Consider the following 12,470-nt stretch of genomic DNA (forward strand, 5'->3'; position numbering starts at 1 on the left):
CAGCGGAAGGGGGCGCCGTCGTCGCGCGTCACGCGGAGCGGGGAGGGATCAGGCCTCCTCGGACTCCTCGGCCTCGGCCTTCTTGGCGGCCGGCTTCTTCGCGGCGGCCTTCTTGGCGGCGGCCTTCTTGGCGGGGGCCTTCTTGGCCGGCTTCTCCTCCGCCTTCTCCTCCTCGGCGGCGGCGGGGGTGACGAAGGCGGTGAGGTCCACGGCGTTGCCGTCGGTGTCGGTGACCACGGCGTGCTCGAGGACCTTGGCTAGGGCCTTGCGGCGACGGACCTCGCCCATGATCATCGGGATCTGGCCGGCCTGGTCCAGCATCATCGCGAACTGGTTCGGGTCCATGCCGTACTCGGCGGAGGTCGCGAAGATGTACTCGATCAGCTCGCCCTGGTCCACGGTCACGGACTCGGCCTCGGCGACCTCGTCGAGGATGACCTCGTTGGCGAAGGCCTCGCGGGTGTTCTTCTCGAGCTCCTCGCGGTGCTCCGGGGTGTCGTGCTCGTCGCCCGCGGAGTGGCCGCCCTGGGAGAAGTGCTGCTCGAGCTGCTCGGCGATGACGTTCTCGGGGACCGGCACCTCCACGAGCTTGCCCAGCTCGGCGAGGACCTTGTCGCGGGCCTCGACGCCCTGGCGGGTCTCGGCGGCCTCCGCGGCCTTCTTCTTCAGGTCCTCCTTGAGCTCGGCGATGGTGTCGAACTCGGAGGCCAGCTGGGCGAAGTCGTCGTCCGCCTCGGGGAGCTCGCGCTCCTTCACGGCCTGCAGGACGAGCTTCACGGTGGCGGTCTCGCCGTCGTGCTCGCCGCCGTTGAGGGTGGTCTCGAAGGTGGCGTCCTCGCCGGCGGACAGGCCCTCGAGGGCCTCGTCGATGCCGTCGAGCATGGTGCCGGCGCCCACCTGGTAGGACAGGCCCTGGGCCTGGTCGACCTGCTCCTCGCCGACGGTGGCGGTCAGGTCCATGGTCACGAAGTCGTCCTTCGCGGCCGGGCGGTCCACATCCTTGAGGGTGCCGAAGCGGGAGCGCAGGGCGTCCAGCTGGGCCTGCTCGTCCTCGTCCGTGGCCTGGGCGGGCTCCACGGTGACCTCGATGCCCTTGTAGTCGGGCAGCTCGATGGTGGGGCGCACGTCGAACTCGGCGGTGAACTCCACCGGGCCCTCGGCAGCGGCCGGGGTGGCGGTGACGTCGACCTCGGGGGTGGAGATCGGGGTGACCTCGGCCTCGGCGAGGGCCTGGCCGAACCAGGTGTTCAGGCCGTCGTTCACGGCCTGGTCGACGACGGCCTCGCGGCCGAAGCGCTGCTCGATCAGGCGCGCCGGGACCTTGCCCTGACGGAAGCCGGGGACCTGCACCTGCATGGCGATGTCCTTGTAGGCCTTGTCCAGGACGGGCTTCACCTCCTCGAACGGCACCTCGACGGTCAGCTTGACGCGGGTCGGGCTGAGGTTCTCTGCGGTGGACTTGACCACGGACGGCTCCTGTTGAACTGGTTGTCGGATTGGATCGGACGTCGAGTCGGGGTGACAGGATTTGAACCTGCGGCCTCACGCTCCCAAAGCGCGCGCTCTACCAAGCTGAGCTACACCCCGCTGCGGGAACACCGCGCGGGGGGACGCCCTGCCGCGGCGCGCCGGGCACCCGAGACTCTGCCCGGGGGCAGACTGTGGAATCCTAGCGTGCCCTGCCGTCGGGGGCGAAAATCCGCCGCTGCCGACACCGCGCACCGCCCCTCAGCGGCGGCCCGTGAACCCGTCCATGGCGCGGTTCACTCCGAGGACGTCCATGACGCGGTCGAACGCCGGCACGGGCAGGGCACGCAGCGGCGCGATCAGCTGCACCGCCGGGGGCAGCACGAGGCGCTCGCGCCCGGCCTCGACGGCGTCCACCACCTGCGCGGCCACGGCCTCCGGCTCGAGGATGGGCAGCAGGGCCGGCACCTTCGTGCGGACTCCGGCGAACATGCCGGTGGAGATGTAGAAGGGGCAGACCACCAGCGAGGTCACCGGCGCGTCGGCGCGGCGCAGCTCGGCCCGCAGGGACTCGGCGAAGCCCACGGCCGCGTGCTTGGAGGCGGAGTAGTCGGTCTGCCGGGCCACGCCCACGAGACCGGCGGCCGAGGCGACGGTGACGACCGCGCCCCGACCCCGCTCGAGCATCCCGGGCAGGAGGGCGCGCGTGGTCCAGTACCCGGCCAGGGCGTTCACCTCGAACGTCCGGCGGATCCCCTCCTCCGTGGTCTCCAGCAGCGGGGTGCCGGTGACCACGCCGGCGTTGTTCACCAGCACGTCGACCGCCTCGGCGCGGGCCGCGGCGGCCTCGACGGCGGCGGTGTCCGTCACGTCCACGCATGCGGCCTCCCCGCGCGCCCCGAGGGCGGCGACCTCGGCCGCGACGGTGCGGGCGGCGGCGTCGTCCCGGTCCCAGACGTGGACGACGGCGGCGCCGCGCCGGGCGGCCTCGAGTGCCATGAGGCGGCCGATGCCGGAGCCGGCGCCGGTGATCAGGACGGCGCGGCCGGCCAGGGGCAGCGGGCGGCGCCCGCGGAGTCGGTTCAGGATGGGGGTCATGGGGAGGCCGTTCTGCCGGGACGGCGCCGGGTCCGCCGGGGAGGCGGGGGCTGCGCGCGTGCTAGGGTGGACGCCGCCGGTCCGCCGTCCAGGGGACCCGCGGGGACGTAGCTCAATGGTAGAGCCCCAGTCTTCCAAACTGGCTACGCGGGTTCGATTCCCGTCGTCCCCTCCACGAGCACCACATGCCGCAGAGCCCGGAGCGATCCGGACCCTGCGTCGTCTCCGGTTCCGTCAGTACAGGGTGCCGCCCGTGGCACCCAGGACCTCCCCCGAGACGTAGCTCGCCTCCGTGCTCGCGAGGAACACGTAGGCCGGGGCCATCTCCGCCGGCTGGCCCGGCCGGCCGAGCGGGGCGTCCTGGCCGAGCACGTCCACCTGCTCGGGTGCCCGGCCCAGGCTCACCTGGATGGGGGTCCAGATGGCCCCGGGCACCACGGCGTTGACGCGGATGCCGCGCGGGGTCAGCTGCTGGGCGAGCGCCTTGGTGATGCTGACGATGGCGCCCTTGGTCCCGGCGTAGTCCACCAGGCCCGGCAACGGCGTCGTGGCCTGCGTGGACGCGGTGTTCACGATCGCTGCGCCGGCGGGCAGGTGCGGGAGCGCCTCCTGGACGATCCAGATCAGCGCGAACACGTTGATCTCAAACGTGTCGCGGACCTGCCGGGGGTCCAGCTCCGCGAGGTCGTCCACGTACCTCTGCTCGCCGGCCACGTTGGCGATCAGGTCCAGCCCGCCCAGGAACTTGACGGCGTCGCGCACGAGGGCCCGGGTGGCGGCCTCGTCGCGCAGGTCCACCTCCCGTGCGACGTGGCGCACACCTTCGGCATCCAGGAGCTCTGTGGTGCGCGCCGCGTCCTCGGCCTCCTCCGGCAGGTGCGTGAAGACGACGTCGGCCCCCTCCCGCGCGTAGGCCAGGGCCACGGCGCGGCCGATGCCGCTGTCGCCTCCGGTGACGAGCGCGCGCCGGCCCTTCAGCCGGCCGATGCCCACATAGGTGTCCTCGCCGCAGTCCGGCTCGGGGTCCATGCGGGCGGAGAGGCCCGGCTCCTCCTGCGTCTGGCGCTCAGGAGCGAAGCGCGGGAACTGGGTCAGCGGATCGGGAAGGTCGTGGGTGCTCATGCAGCCACGCTAGGACCGGCTCCCGGCGACGCTCGAGGGACGGAGGTCCGAGCCCCCTCGCCGGCTCAGCGCTGGCAGTCGGTGCAGCGGAACAGGTTCCGCGCGGCCATCTCCTCCCGGACGATCGCGTCCTGCCCGCACACCCGGCACGGCATCCCCTGCCGCCGGTACACATAGTTCGCGTGCTCCGGCCAGGCGTCCTCGGCGGCCACGCCGGGCCGGTGCTCCGGGGCCGTGGTGACGATGCGCCCCAGGCGCACGCCATCGCGCATCAGCGCCTGCGCGTCGGCGTAGAGCGCGGCCAGGACGTCCGCCCCCACGTCCCGGGCGGGCGTCCAGGGGTCGAGGCCGGCGCGGAAGAGGACCTCGGCCCGGTAGATGTTCCCGATGCCGCCCACCATGGACTGGTCCATGAGCACGACGCCGACCGGCCGGCCCGTGCGGGCGGCTCGGGCGACGAAGGCGGCCGGGTCGTCGTCGTTGAGAGGGTCCGGGCCGAGCTTGGAGGTGACCTCCGCGAGTTCCTGCGGGGTGAGCACCCGGCAGGTGCCGGCGCCGATCAGGTCGGCCCAGCCGTGCGCGGACCGCAGGCGAAGACGCACCGTGGGTCGGGCCGGCGGGGGCTCGGCCGCGGCGAGCGCGCCGTGGTCCTCGGTCTCGCCGATGCGCCGGGGCGCACCGATGGAGGAGGCAGCCGCGAACGCCTCGTCGCCGCCGAAGGTCATGGCCCCGTACATGCCCAGGTGCACGTTGAGCGTCAGACCGCCCTCGATGTCCGCGAAGAAGTGCTTGCCGTGCGCCCACGCGCGCTCCAGGACGCGACCGTCGAGGAGGGCGGCGCCGTCGGCGAAGCGGCCCTGGGGGCTCGACGCGGCGAGCGCCTGCCCGCCGAAGACGTCCTGCACCTGCCGGGCGAGTCGGTGGATGGAGTGCCCCTCAGGCACTCACATCACCACCTCGCCGGTCTGCTCGTAGTGGGCGATCTTGCCGATGCGGCGCACGTGGCGCTCGTCCTCGGAGAAGGGCTCGGCGAGGAACGCCTCGATGATCGCGGTGGCCTCCTCGAGGGAGTGCTGCCTGCCGCCCACGGCGACGACGTTCGCGTCGTTGTGCTCGCGGGCGAGCTTCGCGGTGTCCAGGTTCCAGGCCAGGGCGGCGCGGACGCCGGCCACCTTGTTGGCGGCGATCTGCTCGCCGTTGCCGGAGCCGCCCAGCACGATGCCGAGCGAGTCCAATCCCTGCTCGCGGTCGGCGACGACGGCGCGGGCGGCGTTGATGCAGAAGCCCGGGTAGTCGTCCTGCGCGTCGTACTCGGTGGGTCCGTGGTCCACCATCTCGTAGCCGGCGGCGGTGAGGTGCTCCACCAGGTGGGCGGACAGCTCCATGCCGGCGTGGTCGGTGGCGATGTGGACGCGCATGCGCAGACTCCTTATGGGCGGGGGCTCGGGGTCCACGCCAGTCTAGTGAGGGGCGGGGCGCCCCGAGGGCGACGACGTGTCCCGTTTCCCGATGCTCTCCGACGCCCAGTGGGAGCCGATCACCCCGATGCTGCCTGCTCGCACGGGCCGGCCGGCAGGCCCTTCGCGGATGCGCGGATGATGGTCGAGGCCATCATCTACCGGTACAGGTGCTTCGATCGCCTGGCGCGATCTGCCCAAGGTCTTCGGGCCGTGGTGGAGAGGTGTGGACCTGGCACCGGCGCATGACCGAACAGGGCACCTGGGACACGGTGCTGACAACACTGACCCCTGCAGCGGACGCGGAAAGCTCGGTGGACTGGTCTCTATCCCGGTGGACTCCACGATCACCCGGGCACATCGGCACGCCACGAACCCCACCCGCCACACAGGGGGATGGATCGAACTCCAAGAGTCCGCGGGATGAGCCGGCCGATCACGGCATCGGACGCTCTCGCGGCGGGCTGAGCACGGAGATCCATCAGCTCGTGGACGGGACCGGGCTGCCGCTGGTCAGCCTGATCACCGCTGGCCACACCGGTGACTCGCCCATGCTTCTGCCGTTGCTGGCGCAGCTGCGCGTGGCCCACCCGGTAGACAGCCCGTGGGCCCCGACGCGGCCGCCGACAAGGGCCGCAACGTCATCGAGCGCCAGTACGCCCAACTCAAGCAGTGGTGCGTGCTGGCAACCCGGTATGACAAGTACGCGATCGTCTACCGGGCCGCGGTGATCCTGAAGGCGGTGCTCGGGTGGTCGAAGGCATTGTCAGACACGCCCTGGCGGGTTCCACCCCTCGCCCCACGTGTCCCCCTCGTGTCCGCGGCCGCCTGGCCGCCTGCGCAGACTCTAGGGCCGGCCCGCCCCGGGGCGCGCCGCTCACGACATCCGGGCCAGGTGGCACACTGGGGGCCATCACCGCATCGTGGCCCCCACCACAGGGACCGCATGCCGCCATCGACCCCGACACCCAGGAGGACGCGCACCGTGACCACCGCCGCCGCCATGAACATCACCCGCGAGGAGGCCGCCGCGCGCGCCGCGGCGCTGACCGTGGAGTCCTACCAGGTCGCCCTCGACCTGACCCGCGGCGCCGAGCGCTTCGGCTCCACCACCACCGTGACCTTCTCCGCCGCCGACGAGGCCGTGGGCACGCAGACGTGGATCGACTTCATGGCCACGCAGGCCCCCGAGGTGACGCTCAACGGCCAGGCCGTGGACGTGGCGGACTTCGACGGCGCGCGCCTGCCCATCGGACCGCTGGCGGCGGAGAACACCCTCGTGGTGGACGGCCTGGCCGACTACACGACCACCGGCGAGGGCCTGCACCGCTTCGTGGACCCCGTCGACGACGAGGTCTACCTCTACTCCCAGTTCGAGGTCCCGGACTCCCGCCGCATGTTCGCCGTGTTCGAGCAGCCCGACCTCAAGGCGACCTTCGCCTTCACCGTGACCGCCCCCGCGCACTGGGCCGTGGTGTCCAACCAGCCGGAGGCCGCCCACCGGACGCTCGGCGTCGTCGAGACCCCGGAGGCCCCGGAGGGGGTGGACGCCGCCGTGTGGGAGTTCACCCCCACCCCGCGCATCTCCTCCTACATCACCGCGCTCGTGGCGGGCCCGTACAAGTCCGTGCACTCCGAGCTCACCAGCGCCGACGGCCGCACCGTGCCGCTGGGCGTGTACTGCCGCGGCTCGCTCTTCGAGCACCTCGACGCGGACGAGGTCTTCGACCTGACCCGCCGCGGCTTCGAGTTCTTCGAGGCCCAGTACGGCCACCCCTACCCGTTCGACAAGTACGACCAGCTGTTCGTGCCCGAGTTCAACGCGGGCGCCATGGAGAACGCCGGCTGCGTGACCTTCCTGGAGTCCTACGTGTTCCGCGGCACCGTCACGGACGCCGTCCGCGAGCGCCGCGCCATCACGATCCTCCACGAGCTGGCCCACATGTGGTTCGGCGACCTGGTGACCATGAAGTGGTGGAACGACCTGTGGCTCAACGAGTCGTTCGCCGAGTTCATGTCCACGCTGGCCGCCGCGGAGAACACGCGGTACGAGGGCGCGTGGACCACGTTCTCCTCGATGGAGAAGAACTGGGCGTACCGCCAGGACCAGCTCTCCTCCACGCACCCGATCACGGCGGAGATCCGGGACCTCGACGACGTCCTCGTGAACTTCGACGGGATCACCTACGCCAAGGGTGCGTCCGTGCTGCGCCAGCTGGTGGCGTGGGTGGGCCAGGAGAACTTCATGGCCGGCGTGCGCGCGTACATCGAGAAGAACGCGTGGTCCAACACGGAGCTGCCGGACCTCATGACCGAGCTGGAGGCGGCCTCCGGGCGCGACCTCTCCGAGTGGACCCGCCTGTGGCTGGAGACCTCGGGCGTGAACACGCTGGCCGTGCAGGTGGACGCGGACTACGCCGGCACCATCACCTCCCTGCGCCTGCACCAGTCCGCCCCGGACGGCTCCCCCGCCGCCCCCGGCGACGACGTGCTGCGCCCGCACCGCATCGCCGTGGGCTTCTACGACCTCGACGAGGCGACCGGCCGACTGACCCGCACCGAGCGCTTCGAGCTCGACGCCGCCGGCGAGGTGACGGAGGTGGCGGAGGCCGCCGGGCGTCGTCGCCCGGCGCTGATCCTGCCCAACGACGACGACCTGGCCTACGCGAAGATCCGCCTGGACGACGCGTCCTGGGAGACCGCGGGCGCCCGTCTGGCGGACGTGGACTCCTCCCTGGCCCGCACCCTGCTGTGGGGTGCGGCCTGGGACACCGTGCGCGACGGCGAGGCCTCGGCCGCCTGGTTCGTGGACCTGATCCTGACGAACATCGGCCGAGAGCAGGACTCCACCGTGATCCAGACGCTGCTGCGCCAGCTGGCCACCGCGATCTCGCAGTACCTGCCGGAGGAGCGGTCCGCGCAGGTGCGCGCCGACGCGGCGAACCGCCTCTGGATGCTGGTGGAGCAGGCCGAGCCCGGCTCGGACGCGCAGCTGCAGTTCGTCAAGGCGTTCGCCCTGCACGCTCGCGAGGAGGGGCAGCTCACCGCCCTGGCGGACGTGTGGGACCGCTCCTCCGAGCTGCCCGGCCTGGACCTGACCACGGACCTGCGCTGGGAGCTGCTCACGGCTCTGGTGGCCGCCGGCCGTGCGGGCGAGACGGAGATCGCGGCAGCCGAGACCGAGGACCCCACCGCCACCGGCGCGCTCGCCGCGGCCCTGGCCCGTGCGGCCGTGCCCACGGCCGAGGCCAAGCAGACAGCGTGGGACCAGGTGGTGGCCGGCACGCTGTCCAACACCACGCAGCGCCAGGTGCTGCTGGGCTTCCAGCGCGCCCACGACCCGGCCCTGCTGGCCCCGTTCACGGACGCGTTCTTCGGCTCCATCCAGGACGTGTGGGGCTCCCGATCCCACGAGATGGCCGAGACCGTGGCCGTGCTCGGCTTCCCGTCCTCGCAGGTGTGCCAGGAGGTCGTGGACCGCGCCACCGCGCTCTCCGACGAGGTGCGCGGCACGAACGCGGGCCTGGCCCGCACGCTCGCCGAGTCCCGCGACGAGATGGCCCGCGCGCTGAAGGCCCGCGCGGCGGCCTGATGACCCGAGGCGGTCACCATGCACGCGGTGACCGCCTCCCCGACGCCCCGGCACCACGACTGGTGCCGGGGCGTCGGCTGCCCGGCCGCCTCGCTAGGGTGGGGCCCATGAAGCACACGTTCTCCCTGCGCGCGGAGTGGACCGGCGACCGCGGCACCGGCACCACCGGCGTCCGCGACTTCGACCGCTCCGTGGTGATCCAGGAGTCCGAGGTCGGCGAGATCCACGCCTCCGCAGCCCGCCCCTTCCGCGGCGACGCCGCCAAGTGGAACCCGGAGACGCTGCTGCTCGGCGCGCTGGCCGAGTGCCACGTCCTGTCCTATCTGCACGCCGCCGCCACCGGCGGCCTGGTGGTCACCGGCATGACCTGCGCCGCCGAGGGCACCCTCGAGGTGGACTCCGACGGCGCCGGCCGCTTCGCCTCGATCACCCTGCGCCCCGAGGTCGCCCTCCGGGACGAGGCCGACCGTGCCCGCGCCGACGAGCTGCACGCCGAGGCGCACCGGATGTGCTTCATCGCCAACTCGATCTCCGCCCCCATCACCGTGGAGGCCGGCCCCGGATCCTCCCCCACCCGGGGCGACGGCGCGGCGCTGCCCGACCACTCCGCCCGCCTGGGCGCGCCGCTGGCGGTGCTGCGCCCGCGCGTCGCGAACCGACCCACCCGGGTCACCGGCCTGGCGGACCGCCCCACCGAGGCCGAGCCCGTGGTCCGCGCCGATGCCCCCTCCGGCGCCGAGCAGGCCCGCGCCCGCGACGAGGCCACCGCGCGCGGCGAGCGACCGCCGTCGGCCACGCCGATCGCCACCCCGGCGCCCGGCGCCACCCCCGCCGCCAGCCCCGCGACGGCCGCACCCGGCCAGGCCACCAGCTTCTATGAGGCCGTCGGCGGGCACCCGACCTTCGAGAAGCTCGTGCACGTGTTCTACCAGGGGGTGCGCGAGGACCCTCTGCTGGCCCCGATGTACCCGCACCAGGACTGGGACGGCGCCGAGGAACGCCTGCGCATGTTCCTGGAGCAGTACTGGGGCGGGCCCCGCACCTACTCCGAGCGGCGCGGCCACCCCCGCCTGCGCATGCGGCACATGCCCTTCACGGTCGACCCCGCCGCCCGCGACGCCTGGCTGCGCCACATGCGCGCCGCCGTCGACGCGGTGGAGCTGTCTCCGCTGCACGAGGCCGAGCTCTGGGACTACCTGGAGCGCGCGGCGCACTCCCTGCAGAACTCGGCGTGAGCCGGGCTCACAGGCCCAGGGGGTAGGCGCCGCCGCCGGGCTCGTCCGCGGGCCACGGGTCGGCGCCCAGGGCCACGCGGAGGGCGCTGTGGTCGGTGAGCCGCACCGGCAGCGGGGCCCCGGTCAGGGCCTCCAGCGTGCGGCGGGCGAGACCCGCCGCCGAAGGCACGACGCCGACGTCCAGCTGGACCAGATGGAGGGCGAGCTCCACGGACCACGTGCGTAGGAAGTCCATGACGGACAGCACCTTGCCCTGGAAGCGGACCGGCCGGGGGTCCTGGAGGGCCGACGCCGCACACGCCCGCTCGGCGGCGTCCCTCAGGTGCGCCGTCGCGTCCGTGGGGCGGGCATAGGCGGAGGCGGTGCGGCGGAGCCACATGTGTCCCGGAACAGGGTCCTGCTCGTCGGCCGCAAAGGAGCTCCAGTAGGTCACGTCGTCGTGGTCGGGCGCATCGTCGGCCCGGACGCCGAGGCCTGCGGCCATCTCCTCCAGGCCGAGCCGAACGTGCACCACGAGGTCCAGACGGCTCCAGCCCCGGCAGAGCGAGGGATCGAGCAGCGCGAGGTCGTCCAGCCCGGACGCGGCCTCGGCGAACTGATGGGCCTGCTGCGCGAACCGCTCCGCCTCCCCCGCCACGCTCACACCCCGACGGCCGAGCGGCCGAGGACGAACCCGCCCGGGGTGTCCAGGCGGACCCATGGCCCCGCAGTGCTCAGCCGCGCCCGGCCGCCGGGGCGCAGGAATCCCAGGGCGTGCGCGCCGAAGGCCATGCCCGCGGGGAAGCCGATCTCGCCGCCGAGCCTCGGTCCCCACATCTGGGCGCGGACCTGGCGCACCATCGCCTCGCCGGGGTCCTGCGGCAGCGCGTCGCGGATGGCCTCCGCGCCCTTGACCGCCACCTCCGCGAGCTCGTCGTCCGGCACCTCCGCCCGCACCGTCCACCCGGCCCGGGGCGGGGTCAGGGCCGTCCACGTGACCCTCTCCCGACCCGGGGGGACGGGCAGGTCCAGGGCGACGGGGGTGCCGCCGAGCATCCGGGCGGTCCGCTCGGTCACCGCGCCGAGGGGGACCACGGCGTCCAGGTCCTCGACCGCGTCCGCCGAGGTCAAGCCCACGGTGCGCAGCCCCAGGACCACCGGGACGCCGTCGCCCAGCCCGTGGGGCTGGAGCACCGAGACCCACTGGGCGAGCATCGGCGTCCGGCGGGGGCCGGCCTCCGGCACCACGTGCAGGCGCATGCCGGTGTCCGCCACTCGGCGGGCGCGTGTGGCGAACTGGTCCAGGTCGCGGACGGCGCGCTCGTCGGTCAGGCGCAGGACGGGGACGGCGGCGCGGGCGGCGTCACGCGCGTCGCGGCGGGAGGAGGGCTGATCGGGCATGCCACGATTGTCCCAGGTCCGCTCGCGCGCCGCGGCGGAGCCCGCACCACACCCCCAGGAGGATCCCCATGAGCCCGAAGCCCCCGGCCCGTCCCGCCACCGCGCCGCAGGATCCCACCGAGGCGCTGCGCGGGCTCCTGGACCTCACCGACGCCGGACCCGACCCCGTCACCGGCGAGCCCCGGTTCGAGGGCCGCACCCCCGCACAGGTGGGCCCCCGCGTGTTCGGCGGCCAGGTGCTGGGCCAGGCCCTGGCGGCCGCCTCCCGCACGGTGCCGACCGCCCGTTCCGCCCACTCGCTCCACGGCTACTTCATCCGCCCCGGGGACGCGCTGCAGCCCATCACGTTCACCGTCGAGACGCTGCGGGACGGCCGCTCCTTCTCCGTCCGCCGGGTCCTGGCCTCCCAGAACGAGAAGGCCATCCTCGCCCTGACCTGCTCCTTCCAGGAGCCCACCGGCAGCGCGCTGGACCACCAGGTGGCCATGCCGGAGGGAGTGCCCCGGCCCGAGGACCTGCCCACCACGGCGGACGTGCTGGGCGGCATCAACCACCCCGTGGCCCAGGAGTGGGCCTGGTCCCGGCCGTTCGACATCCGCCACGTCACCCCGGCCATCTATGTGGACCCGGCCGCGGAGACCGAGAACCGCAACATGGTGTGGATGAAGACCTTCACGCCCCTGGCGGACGACCCCGCGCTGCACCTGGCGGCGCTCACCTACGCCTCGGACTACACGCTCCTCGAGCCGATCCTGCGGCAGCACGGCGTCGCCTGGATCCAGCCCGGCATGTCGGTGGCCTCCCTCGACCACGCGATGTGGTTCCACCGCCCGGCCCGCGTGGACGAGTGGCTGCTCTACGTGCAGGACTCCCCCACCGCCCAGGGTGCCCGCGGCCTGGGCCGCGGCCACGTGTTCACGCGCGACGGGGAGCTCGTGGCCACCGTCGCCCAGGAGGGCATGATCCGCCTCCCCGAGGGGCACGCCGCCACCGCCGCGAAGGCGAAGAACGTCGTCCAGCGGGCCGCGATGAAGACCGTCCTGCGGCGCACCTGGCGCGGCTGACGTCCGGTCCCCGACCGCCGCCGGGCCCGGCGATCCTTGCCACGGGCGGGCGTCG

General features: G+C 73.4%; 10 protein-coding genes, 2 tRNA genes and 2 pseudogenes. 6 read left to right on the plus strand and 8 right to left on the minus strand.

The genetic code is table 11. The annotated features are described in order from the left end of the window. Nucleotides 1-48: 48 nt before the first annotated feature. The 3 genes from tig to KW076_RS09350 form a co-directional block, all read right to left on the minus strand. The gene (gene tig, locus KW076_RS09340; protein WP_224355083.1) at nt 49-1,467 is read right to left on the minus strand and encodes a trigger factor; all 1,419 of its coding nucleotides are present in this window, start codon (nt 1,465-1,467) and stop codon (nt 49-51) included. Between the two features lie 46 nt (nt 1,468-1,513). Next, nucleotides 1,514-1,587 (minus strand) — tRNA-Pro (locus KW076_RS09345). Nucleotides 1,588-1,728: 141 nt separating this feature from the next. Continuing rightward, nucleotides 1,729-2,565, minus strand: coding sequence for an SDR family oxidoreductase (locus tag KW076_RS09350; protein ID WP_224355084.1), 837 nt, complete (start codon nt 2,563-2,565; stop codon nt 1,729-1,731). Between the two features lie 101 nt (nt 2,566-2,666). Here KW076_RS09350 and KW076_RS09355 point away from each other — a divergent pair. Beyond that, nucleotides 2,667-2,740, plus strand: a tRNA-Gly gene (locus KW076_RS09355). 59 nt (nt 2,741-2,799) lie between these two features. On the opposite strand, the gene KW076_RS09360 is transcribed toward KW076_RS09355, so the two are convergent. From KW076_RS09360 to KW076_RS09370, 3 genes are all read right to left on the minus strand, one after another. Continuing rightward, nucleotides 2,800-3,687, minus strand: a complete 888-nt coding sequence (locus KW076_RS09360) for an SDR family oxidoreductase (RefSeq protein WP_224355085.1) — start codon at nt 3,685-3,687, stop codon at nt 2,800-2,802. Between the two features lie 65 nt (nt 3,688-3,752). Beyond that, on the minus strand, nt 3,753-4,631 hold the full coding sequence (locus KW076_RS09365) for an Fpg/Nei family DNA glycosylase (protein ID WP_224355086.1): 879 nt from the start codon (nt 4,629-4,631) through the stop codon (nt 3,753-3,755). Next, nucleotides 4,632-5,105 (minus strand): ribose-5-phosphate isomerase, encoded by a 474-nt coding sequence (locus tag KW076_RS09370; RefSeq protein ID WP_224355087.1) that lies wholly within the window; start codon nt 5,103-5,105, stop codon nt 4,632-4,634. Between the two features lie 76 nt (nt 5,106-5,181). Between KW076_RS09370 and KW076_RS09375 the strand changes: the two are divergent. From KW076_RS09375 to KW076_RS09390, 4 genes and pseudogenes are all read left to right on the plus strand, one after another. Next, nucleotides 5,182-5,922: pseudogene (locus KW076_RS09375) on the plus strand (IS5 family transposase); the annotation flags it as partial. A gap of 225 nt (nt 5,923-6,147) precedes the next feature. Further along, the gene (gene pepN, locus KW076_RS09380; protein ID WP_224356825.1) at nt 6,148-8,736 is read left to right on the plus strand and encodes an aminopeptidase N; all 2,589 of its coding nucleotides are present in this window, start codon (nt 6,148-6,150) and stop codon (nt 8,734-8,736) included. 107 nt (nt 8,737-8,843) lie between these two features. Beyond that, a pseudogene (locus tag KW076_RS09385) lies at nt 8,844-9,275 on the plus strand (OsmC family protein); the annotation flags it as partial. Nucleotides 9,276-9,536: 261 nt separating this feature from the next. Next, on the plus strand, nt 9,537-9,971 hold the full coding sequence (locus KW076_RS09390) for a globin (protein ID WP_224356826.1): 435 nt from the start codon (nt 9,537-9,539) through the stop codon (nt 9,969-9,971). A gap of 7 nt (nt 9,972-9,978) precedes the next feature. On the opposite strand, the gene KW076_RS09395 is transcribed toward KW076_RS09390, so the two are convergent. Continuing rightward, complete coding sequence (locus KW076_RS09395) at nt 9,979-10,614, minus strand: maleylpyruvate isomerase N-terminal domain-containing protein (protein WP_224355088.1); 636 nt, start codon at nt 10,612-10,614, stop codon at nt 9,979-9,981. Beyond that, nucleotides 10,611-11,351 (minus strand): DUF8185 domain-containing protein, encoded by a 741-nt coding sequence (locus KW076_RS09400; protein ID WP_224355089.1) that lies wholly within the window; start codon nt 11,349-11,351, stop codon nt 10,611-10,613. The genes KW076_RS09395 and KW076_RS09400 overlap by 4 nt, the downstream gene beginning before the upstream one ends. A 68-nt stretch (nt 11,352-11,419) precedes the next feature. Between KW076_RS09400 and KW076_RS09405 the strand changes: the two genes are divergently transcribed. After that, nucleotides 11,420-12,415: an acyl-CoA thioesterase gene (locus KW076_RS09405; RefSeq protein ID WP_224355090.1), complete on the plus strand. Its 996-nt coding sequence runs from the start codon at nt 11,420-11,422 to the stop codon at nt 12,413-12,415. The last annotated feature ends 55 nt before the right edge of the window (nt 12,416-12,470 follow it).

It is taken from the genome of Micrococcus porci (assembly GCF_020097155.1).
In the GTDB taxonomy this organism is placed as follows: Bacteria; Actinomycetota; Actinomycetes; order Actinomycetales; family Micrococcaceae; genus Micrococcus; species Micrococcus porci.